This window comes from Paenibacillus sp. PDC88, assembly GCF_900106725.1.
GTDB classification, from domain to species: Bacteria; Bacillota; Bacilli; order Paenibacillales; family Paenibacillaceae; genus Paenibacillus; species Paenibacillus shunpengii.
The window spans coordinates 432,272-447,271 of the sequence record NZ_FNNT01000004.1 but is presented as its reverse complement, the minus strand read 5'-3'; the positions used below and the strand labels follow the sequence as shown (position 1 = coordinate 447,271).

Below are 15,000 nucleotides of genomic sequence, written 5' to 3'. Positions count from 1 at the left end.
AATATCAGATCTCTAATGTAATATAACCAGCTTTATGATACCTTGAATCCGCTTTCTTAGCAACTGATTTTTCCATTACATCCATTAAACGAGATTTTCCGGATTCAAACCTTCCAGTTCTGGAATGACAAACAATCCGTCCTTGCGAATAAGAACATCATCAAAGTAGATTTCACCACCGCCATACTCAGGACGCTGAATCAGAACAAGGTCCCAATGGATGGATGACGTATTTCCGTTGTCTGTAACATCATATGCCTGACCTGGTGTAAAATGAAGACTTCCTGCAATTTTTTCATCAAACAAAATATCTTTCATTGGATGCAAAATATGCGGATTGAAGCCGATCGCAAACTCCCCAATATAACGTGCTCCTTCATCCGAATCTAGGATTTCATTCAGACGCTTCGTGTCATTGCTCGTTGCTTCCACAATCTTCCCATTTTCAAATCGGAATTTGATGTTCTCAAAAGTAATGCCATTATATAGAGTCGGTGTGTTGTAGCTGATCGTCCCATTTACAGAATCACGCACTGGAGCACTGTAAACTTCCCCGTCAGGGATGTTTTTCTCCCCTGCACATTTTTCTGCACCAATAGATTTGATTGAGAAAGTAAGGTCTGTTCCCGGACCGGTAATCCGAACCTTGTCCGTCTTGCGCATAAGATCTGCCAGCGGATCTTGAGCTTTATCCATTTTGGCATAATCCAGGTTGCATACATCAAAATAAAAGTCTTCAAAAGCTTCTGTGCTCGTATTGGCCAGCTGAGCCATACTTGCGTTCGGATAGCGCAGGACGACCCATTTGGTACGTTTAACACGCTCTTCACTATGTACGGGATGCGAGTAGAGTGAGTTATACATTTTCATTTTGTCCTCAGGTACATCAGACAGGTCGTTCGCATTCTCGCCGGCTCGGATCCCTATGTAACAATCCATCAGCTCCATACGCTTCAAATCAATCTCTGCCCAGGTCTTCAGCATCTCTTCGGTAGCATTCTTGAGCATTGCACGTTGAACAGTCTTATCTGTAAGCTGAACGAAAGCATTTCCGCCTGCTTTACCGACCTCTTCAATAATCGCGTTGATGAGATCTCGCTCAGAACCGATCATTTCTACTAATACATTTTCGCCTGGCTGTACGTTCACTGAATAGTTCACCAAATTTTGCGCCAGCTTCTGAATTCTAGGATCTTTCATTGTCTTGCTCCTCCTTCAAGTTGGTTCATTTCTATTGTAGCACCCCTTTGTGTTTTGGGGTATCTATTTGGGGCAGCCCCTTCAGCCAACCTGGTTTTCAACTGTATACTTTGCTTAGTGATGCTTAGTGATGCTTAGTGATACTTACTGAAATAAATATCTGTAATGAGCATTTCTTTCTCTTTCTTATTATTCTTATCAGTGACTTCATTCTCCGAGGAGAGTCTGATCGGTAAGCTGGATTGCTTATTTACGGTAAGATGATAAACCGATTTGACGGTTATATTCTTCACTCTTTGGTTAAGTTCATCATTCTCCTCATTCCATATTCTTTCCAGCTCCTTCATACATTGCCGCCGTTTGCTGCTGTCTACCTGGTTTGCAAGCTCAGGCAGCTCATCATGAAGCATCTGCATTTCTTTCTTCAGTTGATCGGCTATCCATTGACTGGCTTCATCTTCAGCAAGCTCAATTCGAATCATCTGCGTTCCCCGAGGGGCTCCTGACTCATTGCTGAATGCCTTTCCTTTCATATTACCGATCTTCTCCAGCTGTTCTACCGGGTTCAGCCGGGTCAAGCCCCCATAAGAGCTGTCCTCCATACGATCCGACATTCTCCACATCCCGGCCTTTCGCTCCATATTGACAGGATGAGAGTCTGTCTCTGCCTTATTGCTGCTGCTCGTCTCCAAACGGCCCTTGTATTCCTGACTTGTTACGACCAGCTTGTTATGGTTAGATAATGTCCCTTTATATTCAAAATGCTGGTTAAACTCGCCCTGCGCTGAAGTTCTAAGTCCTGCATGGCCTTCAAAGGTCATTTCCTCCTTACCAGCTAGTCCCGAAAGAGCTCGATGAAATGTCTCTTCAGGATCAAGGGAATTGTTGAACATCCCGCATCCGCTCATGCTGAATAGCGATAAAGTCACAATCGATATTAGAATAGTGCGTAATCTCAATCTTCGCATAATAAGTCACTGCCCTTCAGGCTATATAGTATCGTCGGTTGTTAGGTTTCCCGTTGAACAGTGCTTATATCCAGTGCAGCCAAATAAAAAAACATCCGCCGTAATACTACCCCAGCGAATGTTTGTTATCGGTCAATCATTTTATGTTCGACTACAATCCGATTTCTGCCGCCATTTTTGGCCGCATAGAGCGCCATGTCCGCACGATAAAAAAGAGATTCCAGGCTTACCTGATCATCAAGCCAGCACCATTCCCCGATACCTATCGATACCGTGATGGAAGGAGTCGTCGATTCGGGTACCCGCTGCCGGATCGTTTCTGCGATCATTTTGGCCTGCTCACTGCTTACCTGAGGCAAATAAATTGCAATCTCTTCTCCTCCCCATCGCGCACAGAGATCATTGGGTCCAGCCGACTCTCGAATAATATTCCCTACTTGCTTGAGAACGGCATCTCCCACCTGATGACCGTAGCTGTCGTTAACTTGTTTGAATTGATCAATATCAATGATGATAAGGGAGCCGCAAAAATCTGTGCTCTGTCGTTCCTCAATCATACGGTCTACATAATGTCTGACGTACAGTCCAGTCAGTGCATCAACGGTCGCCAGCCGCTTCACTTCAGCGTGCAGTGTTGCATTCGTAACAGCCAGTCCAATATGAACGGCAAGCATATCCAGAAATCGGAAGTTGTTATAAGAGAAATATTGCTTCTTCTGATGTGCTACAAGCACTGTGCCTTCTACCTGTCCGCTGATTCTCAAAGGAACCGCCATCATCGACATAGAGCCTGTTGTCTCCATGAAGAAGGAGCTTGGACCATTGTAGTTCTCATAATTAAACAATATAAAAGGTTCTCCGCTCTTGTATACTTGCCCGCTGATTCCCGATAAGGAAAAAGTCTCGTTCCGGAGTGCAGCAACATTGGAGAACATTACATGGAAGCGTTGGTCTTCCGGGTTCAGCTTGAGAATACAGCAGGATTGAGCCTTGAATATGCGAATCAGCTGCTGAACTGCATACTCATATATATCCGTGAGCTGCAGACTCCGGTTCAGACGTTTGGTCAGCTCATCTATCATCCGCAGTTCTTGAATGAGTGTACCGGATTGTTCATGCAGCTTGGCATTCTCATACGCAGTCCCCGCTGTGTCCGCCATCATGGTAATCAGCTTCAGATCTACATCTTCAATCCATTCCTGATTGCCTTCGATATGAAACACACCATAAGTCCCTTGTTTGCCTCTGAAAGGAATACCGATCTCATATTGATGCCGTGTGGAAGGCTGGGTAATAATCCGTTCCTCCGTAAAGGCACGAACACATACAGAGCTGTTATCTCCATGCAGATATAACGGCTTAACTCTCGGGTCATCCATGCCGCCGTCCTGTGACATATAGAGCGTGAGATTTACCGCAGGAAAAAGAAAAGCAACACTGTCGAACACCTCTTCCAGCACTGCGCTCACATCCATCTTCTCCTGCATTCGCTGGACGATTTGAAGGAGGATGGATCTGCGCCGGTTCTCATTATCAGACAGCTTGTGGATATGAAGCATATCCGCTAGAAATAGATGTTCAAACCGCCGGTAAAAACAAGATTGATAGTGATACTTGGAGGATAAGAGCAAGTCTGCAAATCCCTCTGTCACCCGTTCCTGCATGACCGCAATACATAAAAAACCTAATTGTTTCTGCTCGCTCCGGGAATACAGAGGAAGAGTAAACAAACTGTAATCTTCCGCTTCTGACAAGTTATGCTCGATGATCGCCTCCGAAGCCACGGAATGCCCCATTCGCTCTGCTAGGATTTGTTGAATCTTCTGCTGAGCCGCTTTCTTTACAGAAGAGAATCCTTCACCTTGGACAGCAAGACATGTACCACTTCCGCTCCATATAGAAAAAATGGCTTCATTAAAGGAAGGGATCGTCAGCATTTGAATTCGCCATTCCTCAAAAGCATCCTTAAGGATACGTTCGATGTGCTCTGTATCAAATACGTTGACGTCCAAAAATTCCAGCCAATGTTGCTCTATATGGAGATCGTTGGAGCTATCACTAGAGTTTCGATTATATTTCTCCGGCTTAGGTCCCTCCAGCAAGAGATCTTCCATCTTGTAAGCAGATTTATGAAGGTGTTCTGTCATAAAAGCGGCACTCCTTTGCACAAACCAAGACTAGATAGTCATCTTTGTATTAATGTACTCGAATGCTTAAAATTAAGATACAAATCTATTTTACCCTCTTTCATTGCAATTTGCACGGAGTTTAAGAGAAATTTGTCCTATTTTTTTAGGTAATAAGTCCTATCGACAATTTCAGACAAATTATGGATGTTCTCTTTTTATAGCTTCATGACCACATCTTCTTGACTTCGCTCGTACATTTAATATAATATATATTGTTGAATAAGACCGATATGGTCTTTAAATTTGGGCGTAACGTTGTGTCACCCTCACAGCTTATTGTAGCTATCCGGACAGCGGCTGAACTTTCTGGATTAGAAATGTATTGCCTTATAAGGCTTGCGATACAATTAGCGGCGCAAATAGAGCCCCATCATATGAAATTTATTATAAAAGGAGTTACTATAACAATGGCACGTTACACTGGTCCTAAATTTAAATTGAGTCGCCGTCTCGGCATTTCCCTGAGCGGAACTGGTAAAGAATTGAAACGCAACTTCCCTCCGGGTCAACATGGTCCTAACCAACGCAGAAAAATCAGCAACTACGGTATGCAGCTTCAAGAAAAGCAAAAATTGCGTCATATGTACGGCTTGGGTGAAAAGCAATTCCGTACTTTGTTTGCAAAAGCACAAAAAATGCAAGGTATTGCCGGTGAGAACTTCATGTTCCTGCTGGAAAGCCGTCTTGATAACCTCGTTTACCGTCTTGGTTTCTCCAACTCTCGTGCAGGTGCACGTCAGCTGGTAGCTCACGGTCATGTGACTGTTAACGGTAAAAAAGTAGATATCGCTTCTTACGCAGTAAGCATTGGCGATGTAATCGGTCTTCGTGAAAGAAGCCGCGGTCTTTCCTCTATTAAAGAAGCTTTGGAAAACCGTACACATCTTCCATCTTACCTTGAGTACAACGAAGCAGCTCTTGAAGGCAAGTACATCCGTCTTCCAGAACGCGCTGAGCTTTCTCAAGATATCGATGAGAAGCAAATCGTCGAGTTCTACAACCGTTAATATTTAACTGGAGAACACATCCCTCGAAAGCTTGCTTTCGGGGGATTTTTTAGTTGCCTGTAAACATAAAAAAAGAGTGCCTGTCAAGTCATAGGAACTGACCTCATATGACCTAAAGGCACTCTTTTACTATCTAAAGCTTATAACGAAGCTCATAATACTTTACAGTTTGATTTTGGCAAACTTACGTTTACCGACCTGTACGATATCGCCATCCTGCGGGGTGTACTCACTGTTCGGATCGCCCCACTTTTCTTCATTAATTTTGACTGCGCCCTGCTGAATGCTTCGTTTCGCTTCACCGTTAGAAGCAGCGAATCCGAGCGTCGTAAGCAGGCTGATCAGACGTATAGTTCCATTCTCGAGCGATTCGGCAGGAATCACGACTTCTGCAATATCGTCCGGCAGTGCACGCTGCTGGAATACAGTCACAAAGTGCTGCTGAGCTGCCTCAGCTGCTTCTTCCCCGTGGTACATGCGGACAAAGGTGTAAGCAAGCTTCATCTTTGCGTCGCGCGGATGAACACTGCCGTCTTCAACACCTTGCTCCAACGCCTTCAGTTCCTCTGTACTCAGATCGGTAGCCAGCGTGTAGTATTTCAGCATAAGCTCATCGGGAACAGACATCGATTTGCCGTAAATTTCGTTCGGCTCCTCGTCGATACCAATGTAGTTGCCAAGGCTCTTACTCATCTTCTGAACCCCGTCCAGACCTTCTAGAAGCGGAAGCATGATGGTCGCCTGCGCTTCGTCTCCATTTTCTTTTTGCAAAGTACGTCCCATCAGGAGATTGAACTTCTGATCCGTACCGCCAAGCTCAATATCACTCTTTAGAACGACAGAATCCGTTCCTTGCATAAGCGGGTAGAAAAATTCATGAATGCTGATTGGCTGGCCGCTCTGGAAACGTTTCGTGAAATCATCGCGCTCCATCATCCGGGCAACCGTTACCTTGGCAGCCAGATTAACAACTTCAGAGAAGTTCATCGGCGCAAGCCAATCGGAGTTGTTGTATACTTTTGTTTTGTTTGGATCCAGAATTTTGAACAGCTGCTTCTTGTATGTCTCTGCGTTGCGTATTACGTCTTCCTCACTCAATTGCTTCCGTGTCTCGGATTTCCCCGTCGGATCACCAATTCGGCCCGTAAAGTCCCCGATGATCAGCTGTACTTCATGACCCAGATCCTGAAATTGACGCAGCTTGTGCATAACTACGGTATGGCCAATATGCAAGTCAGGCGCAGACGGGTCCATTCCAAGCTTCACCTGAAGTGGTACTCCGCTGACTACCGATTTCATGATCTTCTGCTTCAAATCCTCTTCCGGAACAATTTCGGATACTCCTCTTGATATCACATCCAGCTGACGGCTCACTTCCTCTTGCTGAGTCTTGCTGAGTTCTTCCCATTTCATCCTAAACGTACCCCCTATAATATGTTCGATCCTATTTGGACACAAAAAGCTCCTTCTCATCCCAAGGGACGAGAAGGAGCTCTCGCGTTACCACCCTAATTAAAGTGCCTGCTCTACAAATAAAAAGATAGGCACTTTCACTTCATTGACATAACGGGATTTCAACCCGGTACCAGACTAATCCTGCAATAGCTCATGGTAATTTCAACCTGCTATTCCTGTTCATCTGGACAGCTCCGGACGGTAATTCGACAAGCGGCACATTCCGGTTCACACCACCCACCGGCTCTCTGACTATGTGTTATCCGCCTCCTACTGGAGTCCTTCACAGCTTTTTTCCGTATCAAGTTTTGACTTTATATATAACATATTCCGAGAAGGGCTGTCAATTTCCGACCCTTGCCACCATTTACGGGGGTTCAAAAGAGTGATTTTATGCTATAATAATGCCTGTTAAAAGGAGGAAGACATTTGATGGTTGATGATAAGGATAAAAAACCTGATGAGCAGCCTTCCCGCAAAAGAAAATTCTTAAGCAGGTTAGGTAGTTTTGTTAAATGGATGGTCGTTCTTGGCTTCGTAGGTATCCTGTTTGTCGGCGGTGCACTTACAGGTTACATAGCATCCATTGTTAAAGACGAGCCTGTCCGCTCCAGAGCTGCAATTGAACAAGCAGTCAGTGAGAATGCACTAACGGGTTTTGCTTATTTTGCAGACGGTTCAGCAATCGGTCAACTCAGGACAGAAGAAGACCGGCGTATTGTGGAACTGGAGGACATTCCTCAAATCGTACTTGATGCAGTGACTTCTATCGAGGATGATACTTTTTATGAACATAAAGGCGTAGACATAACAGGTACTCTAAGAGCTGTCAAGGAGAGAGTGCTGAACGAGCCTGTACAAACAGGCGGAAGCACGCTGACTCAGCAGCTGGCAAGACGGGTCTTCCTGAGTCTGGACAAGACAGAAGATCGGAAAGTGAAGGAAATTTTATTATCCTTGCGTTTAGAACGGTTTTTGACCAAGGATGAAATCATTACAGCTTATTTAAATAAGGTTCCTTTCGGGAACGGCTCCAGCGGATATAACGTATACGGGATCAAAGCTGCAGCCAAAGGTATTTTTAATGTAAATGATCTTGATGATCTGAACATTGCACAGGCTGCCTATTTGGCGGGCCTTCCTCAGCTCCCTTCCGCCTACTCCGCTTTCAACGGAAAAGGTGAGTTCAATGAGGACAATTTCAACAATGCCATTGAGCGTCAGGAGCGTGTGCTCGGACGTATGCTCGCTTTGGGCAAGATAACGCAGAGTGAACATGATGAAGCATTAGCATTTGATCTTAAGTCATCGCTTGCACCAAGAGTAGCCAAAGCATACAATACGTACCCTTACCTTATGCTAGAAACCGAAAGACAGGCTGCCAAAGTGCTGATTGATGTGCTCTATCCTGAAGGAGAAGTGCCGGATAAATCAGACAGCGAGCTGACTGAGGAAGCACTGCAGAAGCTTCGTACCGGTGGATATCGCGTTTATACGACCATTAATAAGAATGTCTACAAGACGATGCGCACCATCGCCGAGGACGACAGCAACTTCTCAGCGTATAACGAGAGCAAAGGCTTAGAGCAGACGGCTGCCATGATGATTGATCACAAGACCGGGAAAATTCTCGGCATGATCGAGGGTCGTGATTTTAATGTTGAGAATTTGAACTTTGCTACACAAATGGTAAGACAGCCTGGTTCGGCTATGAAGCCGATCGCTGCTTTTCTGCCAGCGCTTGAAGAAGGAATTATACAGCCAGCCTCCGTTCTTGATGATTCGCCGATCATTTTGAAGGATGGTCAAAAAGGCTATCATATTCCGAAAAACTCAAACGGAAATTATAACGGTCTAGTAACGGCAAGATATGCGTTAAATCAATCTCTCAACATTCCAGCCCTCAAAATCTTTAATGAAAAGCTGGGACTTGAGAAGGCCTGGGATTTTGCGAAAAGTCTTGGGATTACTACCTTGACGGATGTGGACTATACGAATGCAACTACCGGTGTACTCGGAGGTCTTACTTACGGTGTATCCGTAGAAGAATTGACGAATGCATATGGTGCGATTGCCAACAATGGTGTCTTTAATGATGCTTACATGATTGAGAAAATTGTTGATTCACAAGGGAACATCGTATATTCTCATGAAGCTGCACCGAAGGAAGTCTTCTCTAAGGAAACAGCTTATTTAATGACAGACATGTTAAGTACGGTTATATCGGACGGTACAGGTAAGCTCGTTAGAGACAATTTCAACAAGTACGGTGAAATTGAAATTGCCGGCAAGACAGGCACGACGCAGAACTATGCAGATGTATGGTTCCAAGGGTACACACCGGATGTGACTCTCGGCGTATGGGTAGGTTATAACAACAAAGAGACTCTATCCACACTCGCTAAAGGTGCTGAAAGAGAGCGGGCCCGCAGACTCTGGGCTAAAATATTGAACGAGGTTACCGAGGCTGAGCCAGACCTGTTCCCTACCAAGACCTTTACGAAGCCTGAGAATATTACAACGAAGACGGTATCCGCATACAGCGGCAAGCTGCCGACTTCGCTTACCGACAAATTCGTAACGGACATTTTCAATACGAAATATGTACCAACCGAAAGCGACGATGCGGTTGCTAAATCGAAGTACATCACTTACAACGGTGTAAATTATATCCCTAGAGACGAAACGCCTTCAGATATGCTGAAGGAGCAAACCGTCGTGAAGCGTGAACGTCCAATCTCTGAGCTGATTAAGCAACTGCAGGAAGCATTTAAAGTGATGGCCGAGCATGAGCCATTATCCTACTATTTGCCGGACGATGCCGATGAAGACATGCCTAAGGAGGTTGACCCTCGTAAGGATGACGGAGCGAATCCGGATGCCCCTGGCAATGTCAGAATGACGGTGAACAATGGAAATGCAGTCATCACCTTTAATCCAAGCGCAGCCGGCGATGTCGTCGGGTACAGACTATATCGGAGCATGAACGGTGGTCCGTTCCAGAATCAGGGTAAGGTCGTGCTTGCAGGGAATCCGACTTCATTTAGCAGCTATGCGGGCAGCGGCGTACAGTTCTACATTGTTGCAGTTGACGTCGCTGGCAGAGAATCAGCACCTAGTGCAATTGTCAGCAGCGGCGCTCAGGCTCCTCCTCCAGTGGAAGAGACACCAGACAATCCCATTGAGGTTCCAGGTACGGTCGTCGATCCAGATGCGAACCCGGACGGTGACGCTGGAGCGAACAGTAACAGCGATGCGTCAGGTGCGCCTGCAGCACCTAGCGGTGTTTCTGCCCAGATTACAGAGCAAGGTATTGTCATCACCTGGGCCGAACAGGAAGGCGTAACGGGCTTCAATGTTTACTACAGCGAAACAGGTCAGGAGCCTTTTCAGCATGTTGGAACTGCTGGTTTCACGGCATTCACTTACAATAATGCGGAAGCCAAGGGTGCATTCAGAGTAACCGCGGTTAACGCGGCTGGAGAATCCAGTCCGTCAGCACCAGTAAGTCCTTAAGATAGGCTATAGAAGTAAAAAAAGCTAACGTAAGTTTTAAACTTACGTTAGCTTTTTTGTATATATTCAAGTTTTTTGATTAAGTCATAATATCAACACGGACGATCATTCTAATCTTCAATCGTGGACAAATCGCCAGCAGGTAAATCAAGCTCCCACGCTTTAAGCACCCTTCGCATAATCTTCCCTGATCGAGTCTTCGGCAATTTATCCTTAAATTCAATTTCACGAGGGGCTGCATGGGCAGATAGGCCTTCTTTTACAAAACGGTAAATATCGTCCTTCAATTCCTGTGTAGGTTCATAGCCTTCCCGCAGGGAGACAAAGGCCTTAATAATCTCACCTCGAACGAGATCCGGTTTACCAATTACACCGGCTTCTGCAACTGCTGGATGCTCTACGAGCTTGCTCTCTACTTCAAAAGGACCGATTCGTTCGCCTGAAGAGTTGATGACATCATCAATTCTTCCTTGGAACCAAAAATACCCGTCCTCATCCATATAAGCGGAATCCCCGGATACATACCAGCCAGGAATACGAAAGTATTCGTCATATTTAGGCTGATTGTTCCACACCTGCCTCATCATGGAAGGCCACGGTGTCTTGATTGCCAAATTACCCATGGAATACGGAGGAAGCTCCTCCCCTTGATCATTAATAATTGCGGCTTCAATCCCCGGGAGCGGCTTACCCATTGAGCCCGGCTTAATCACCATACCTGGATAGTTACAAATGAGCTGTGCTCCGGTCTCGGTCATCCACCAGGTATCATGAATTCGCTGATTATAGGCTTTGGTTCCCCATCTTACTACCTCAGGATTCAGCGGTTCACCTACGGAGAGTACATGACGCAGTGTAGACAAATCAAATTGCTTAATAACCTCGTCTCCTGCACTCATCAGCATTCGAAATGCAGTAGGAGCACTGTACCACACGGTTACTTTATTGCTGACAATCGTTTGATACCAATCCTGTGGACTGAACCGGCCGCCTCTGATTACGTTCGTGACTCCATTCAGCCAAGGCGCAAAAATACCATATGATGTACCCGTAACCCAGCCAGGATCCGCGGTACACCAATAAATATCATCTTCTCGTAAATCCAGGACGACCTTCCCTGTATAATAATGCTGAATCATTGCATTGTGAACGTGATAGACCCCTTTGGGCTTGCCAGTTGATCCAGAGGTATAGTGCAGAATCATACCATCTTCCAGACTGAGCCACTCCAGCTCCAGCTCATCTGAAGCCGCTGCCATCTCTGCATCGTAATCAATGAAACCCTCTTGCTCCTGTGCTCCACCGCCTACAACGAAGATATGCTTCAGTTGGGGCAGTTCGTCACGATTGATACGCGGCAGCAGCTGTGGAACGGTAATCAGTGCTACTGCTTCACTGTCCAGCAGACGATCCTTCACTGCCGTTTCCATGAAGGCTTCAAATAAAGGTCCCACAATGGCTCCGACCTTCAAGGTTCCAAGCAGACTCAAGTACAGCTCAGGGCTTCTTGGCATAAAAATAAAGACCCGATCACCTTTGGATATTCCGTACTTTCGGAGTACATTACCAAATCGATTAGAGCCTTCACTAAGATCTAGGAAGCTGTAGGCTTCCTCTCTGACCGCATCACTGTACAGGAGCGCTGTACGTGCTCCATTACCTTCGTCTACATGACGATCAATCGCTTCATATGCCATATTTACTTTGCCTGTTTCATACCACGTAAAGTGCTTCTTCACTTCTTCCCAGCTAAATTGCTCACGAGCCTGTGTGTAATCTCCCAGATTACTACGCTCTACGACAGTTGCGATAAATTCATTTTGATCATGACTCATTGCCTTCAGAGCCTCCTCAGTTACATTTTCACAATGTACAGGTTAGTTAGCGCTTACAAATCTGTAATGACATGAATCAAATTCATACTTACTCTCATGTAAAATTTGATTCAACTTACCAACGTATCCGAGTTACTGCGGCTATTGCTAGAAATGTGAAAACTTTATGTCTGGAATATTATAGCATAATTTGAGATTCTGTTAATATTCCCTTTTCATTTTTTTGGTTATTTGTTATAAGTAGAGAGAACACGCCATGACACTCCAGAAGGAGCACTGATGAACAATGAACCATACCAAACATCACCACGCTCACTTACTCATTATGAACAGCAGGGAGATTGTTGTAGAAGGTCCTGTTCCTGCCGCATTGCTGCAGGATCTAGTCATGCATCCGGATCTTGATGCGTTCCGAAGACCTCATGAGCAGCAAGAGGCTCTCATTCAAATATCTGAGCTTCCGGAAGGAAGAATCATTATTGCCAGAGAACAAGATACGATTATCGGCTATGTGACTTTTCATTATCCTGACGAGATGGAACGTTGGTCTGAAGGGAATATGAAGGATCTGATTGAGCTGGGAGCGATTGAGGTTGCAGATGATTACCGCTCTTACGGAATTGGCCGCGCACTCATTCAGCACGCTTTTGAACATGAACAGATGGAGGAATATATCGTCTTTACGACCGAATATTACTGGCATTGGGATTTGAAAGGAAGCGGACTATCCGTATGGGACTACCGTAAGATGATGGAGCGATTGATGAAGACGGTGGATATGGTCTGGTACGCTACGGATGACCCTGAAATTTGTGCACATCCTGCCAATTGCCTTATGGTGAGAATCGGCAGCAAGGTCCCCCTTGCCTCCAAAGAACAATTCGATCACGTAAGGTTTAAACAGCGCTATATGTACTAATAAGACAGGAGCCTGGTCCCGGACATCCCCGGGCTGCTCCTGTCTTTTCTCGTTTACTCATCTGTTCTGCTTACATATGTACCAGTATGTGTTCTACGATCCGATGGGATTTCTGAGAGGATTCCACTGTAAATTCGGCAAAGTTCACATGGGCTGAGCCATCTGCCTTATCCGACATGGCACGCAAAATAACATAAGGGATCTTATTCATGAAGCTCACCTGTGCGACCGCAGCCCCCTCCATCTCGGCACACGCCCCTTGGAACTCGTCGTGCAGCCTGCTCACAACCTCTTTGCTTGCAATAAACTGATCTCCAGACAGCACAATTCCGCTAATATATCTCGCTGACAACTCCTCACATGCTTCAGCCGCCCGTTTGATCAAATCTGTATCCGCCGGAAAAGCCGACGTTTTCTGGTAAGGAATTTCTCCCCGCTTGTAACCTAAAGGAGTAACATCTATATCGTGATGAATACATGCCGTCGAGATGACGATATCTCCAATCTCCAAATCCGGGTGGACTGCACCAGCTACCCGTGTAAAAATAATATGAGATACGCTGAATTTCTCGATCAAAATTTGAGTCGTGACAGCCGCATTCACTTTTCCCACACCTGATTTGCATACGACTACATGCTTGCCATAGACATCCCCCTCGGTATACGTTATGCCCGCATAATCTGTTCGTACCGGATTCTCCATATCCGACAGCAACAGCTCAATCTCTTCATCCATCGCTCCAATGAGTCCAATTGTTTGTGCCATAACTTCATATTCATCTCCTTTGGCTCGGCTTGGTTTATGAATCAGCACATCCTTTGTTCAGCAAAAAAGCTCCGCAAAAACGGAGCTTTCTACCAGTTAACCTATACGGTTGCTAATTACACATGACTGACTGACAAACGCAAAATCGTTTCGTGTGGCAAAATAACACGCGGGTTCTCCACGTTCTCCTTTTTCATCAGCTTGGTAAGCAGACGCATCGCTACCGCGCCAAGATCATACATCGGCTGAGCTACCGTTGTCAGCTGTGGACGAACCATCGAAGCCATTCGGATGTTATCGACACTGATAATCGAGAAGTCATCTGGAACTTTGAGCCCTTCATCCTGAATGCTGTGGATCGCACCAATCGCCATTTCATCGGTTGCGCTGAATATTGCGGTTGGTTTTTTCTTCAGTCCAAGGAAGTACTTCATTGCTTCCACACCAGACTCGTAGCGATAGTTGCCAATGCGTACCAGATCTTCTTGGTACTCGATACCGGCTGTTTCAAGAGCACGCTTGTAGCCCTGGAATCTTGCATAACCGTTCGCTGGGTCCTGAAGTGTTCCACTAATCATCGCAATCTCACGATGGCCATGGCGAACCAGTGTGCTTACTGCATCAAAAGCTGCTGCTTCGTGATCAATATCGACGGAAGGGAACGTCCCCTTCTCATCACTCGTCGCACAAAGAACAATCGGCACTGCCGCTGTTTGAAAAGCTTGAATATGCTCATCAGTTACTGTACCGCCCATGAACAGAAGCCCGTCCACTTGTTTTTCCAGAAGGGTGTTAATAACACGAATTTCCTTTTCCTTCTTCTTATCGGCGTTACATAGGATGATGTTATAATGGTACATATTCGCGATATCTTCAATTCCCCGAGCAATTTCGGCAAAAATCGAATTCGAGATATCCGGAATAACTACACCGACCGTTGTCGTCTTCTTACTAGCAAGCCCCCTTGCTACTGCATTCGGACGATACCCGAGTCTTTCTATGGCTTCATATACTTTTTTACGCGTTTGTGGCTTAACGTTAGGGTTGTTGTTCACAACCCGCGAAACCGTTGCCATAGATACTCCGGCTTCACGTGCTACGTCGTAAATGGTTACCGTCACATTCCTTCTCTCCATTTGCAATAA

10 protein-coding genes and 1 other annotated feature are annotated in these 15,000 nt (G+C 45.6%); of the genes, 3 read left to right on the top strand and 7 right to left on the bottom strand.

The genetic code is table 11. The features are described from left to right. Positions 1-84: 84 nt before the first annotated feature. From BLW49_RS15435 to BLW49_RS15425, 3 genes are all read right to left on the bottom strand, one after another. A complete protein-coding gene (locus tag BLW49_RS15435) occupies positions 85-1,200 on the bottom strand; it encodes an aminopeptidase (RefSeq protein ID WP_090725443.1) in 1,116 nt (371 codons plus the stop codon). Positions 1,201-1,334: 134 nt separating this feature from the next. Beyond that, positions 1,335-2,093, bottom strand: coding sequence for a hypothetical protein (locus tag BLW49_RS15430; protein ID WP_090725442.1), 759 nt, complete (start codon positions 2,091-2,093; stop codon positions 1,335-1,337). A 200-nt stretch (positions 2,094-2,293) separates the two neighbouring features. Next, positions 2,294-4,315 (bottom strand): sensor domain-containing diguanylate cyclase, encoded by a 2,022-nt coding sequence (locus BLW49_RS15425; RefSeq protein WP_090725440.1) that lies wholly within the window; start codon positions 4,313-4,315, stop codon positions 2,294-2,296. A 449-nt stretch (positions 4,316-4,764) separates the two neighbouring features. On the opposite strand from BLW49_RS15425, the gene rpsD reads away from it, so the two are divergent. Then, positions 4,765-5,364, top strand: a complete 600-nt coding sequence (rpsD, locus tag BLW49_RS15420) for a 30S ribosomal protein S4 (RefSeq protein ID WP_076313177.1) — start codon at positions 4,765-4,767, stop codon at positions 5,362-5,364. A gap of 162 nt (positions 5,365-5,526) precedes the next feature. On the opposite strand, the gene tyrS is transcribed toward rpsD, so the two are convergent. Next, positions 5,527-6,777 carry a tyrosine--tRNA ligase gene (tyrS, locus tag BLW49_RS15415; RefSeq protein WP_076313178.1) on the bottom strand — a complete coding sequence of 417 codons (1,251 nt, stop codon included), beginning with the start codon at positions 6,775-6,777 and terminating at the stop codon, positions 5,527-5,529. Between the two features lie 61 nt (positions 6,778-6,838). After that, positions 6,839-7,115: a binding site (T-box leader), on the bottom strand. A 136-nt stretch (positions 7,116-7,251) separates the two neighbouring features. On the opposite strand from tyrS, the gene BLW49_RS15410 reads away from it, so the two are divergent. After that, on the top strand, positions 7,252-10,335 hold the full coding sequence (locus BLW49_RS15410; protein ID WP_090725439.1) for a transglycosylase domain-containing protein: 3,084 nt from the start codon (positions 7,252-7,254) through the stop codon (positions 10,333-10,335). 110 nt (positions 10,336-10,445) lie between these two features. On the opposite strand, the gene acsA is transcribed toward BLW49_RS15410, so the two are convergent. After that, on the bottom strand, positions 10,446-12,170 hold the full coding sequence (gene acsA, locus BLW49_RS15405; protein ID WP_090725437.1) for an acetate--CoA ligase: 1,725 nt from the start codon (positions 12,168-12,170) through the stop codon (positions 10,446-10,448). A gap of 286 nt (positions 12,171-12,456) precedes the next feature. On the opposite strand from acsA, the gene BLW49_RS15400 reads away from it, so the two are divergent. After that, the gene (locus tag BLW49_RS15400) at positions 12,457-13,089 is read left to right on the top strand and encodes a GNAT family N-acetyltransferase (protein WP_090725435.1); all 633 of its coding nucleotides are present in this window, start codon (positions 12,457-12,459) and stop codon (positions 13,087-13,089) included. A gap of 70 nt (positions 13,090-13,159) precedes the next feature. On the opposite strand, the gene BLW49_RS15395 is transcribed toward BLW49_RS15400, so the two are convergent. Both BLW49_RS15395 and ccpA read right to left on the bottom strand, forming a co-directional pair. After that, the gene (locus BLW49_RS15395; RefSeq protein ID WP_090725434.1) at positions 13,160-13,855 is read right to left on the bottom strand and encodes a 5'-methylthioadenosine/adenosylhomocysteine nucleosidase; all 696 of its coding nucleotides are present in this window, start codon (positions 13,853-13,855) and stop codon (positions 13,160-13,162) included. Positions 13,856-13,971: 116 nt separating this feature from the next. Beyond that, positions 13,972-14,976: a catabolite control protein A gene (gene ccpA / locus BLW49_RS15390; RefSeq protein ID WP_047910927.1), complete on the bottom strand. Its 1,005-nt coding sequence runs from the start codon at positions 14,974-14,976 to the stop codon at positions 13,972-13,974. Positions 14,977-15,000 lie beyond the last annotated feature (24 nt).

Coding starts and splice junctions, on each gene's coding strand:
- BLW49_RS15430 (WP_090725442.1), bottom strand. CDS start 2,093: ATGTTCAACAATTCCCTTGATCCTGAAGAGACATTTCATCGAGCTCTT.
- BLW49_RS15435 (WP_090725443.1), bottom strand. CDS start 1,200: ATGAAAGATCCTAGAATTCAGAAGCTGGCGCAAAATTTGGTGAACTAT.
- acsA (WP_090725437.1), bottom strand. CDS start 12,170: ATGAGTCATGATCAAAATGAATTTATCGCAACTGTCGTAGAGCGTAGT.
- rpsD (WP_076313177.1), top strand. CDS start 4,765: ATGGCACGTTACACTGGTCCTAAATTTAAATTGAGTCGCCGTCTCGGC.
- tyrS (WP_076313178.1), bottom strand. CDS start 6,777: ATGAAATGGGAAGAACTCAGCAAGACTCAGCAAGAGGAAGTGAGCCGT.
- BLW49_RS15395 (WP_090725434.1), bottom strand. CDS start 13,855: ATGGCACAAACAATTGGACTCATTGGAGCGATGGATGAAGAGATTGAG.
- BLW49_RS15410 (WP_090725439.1), top strand. CDS start 7,252: ATGGTTGATGATAAGGATAAAAAACCTGATGAGCAGCCTTCCCGCAAA.
- BLW49_RS15425 (WP_090725440.1), bottom strand. CDS start 4,315: ATGACAGAACACCTTCATAAATCTGCTTACAAGATGGAAGATCTCTTG.
- BLW49_RS15400 (WP_090725435.1), top strand. CDS start 12,457: ATGAACCATACCAAACATCACCACGCTCACTTACTCATTATGAACAGC.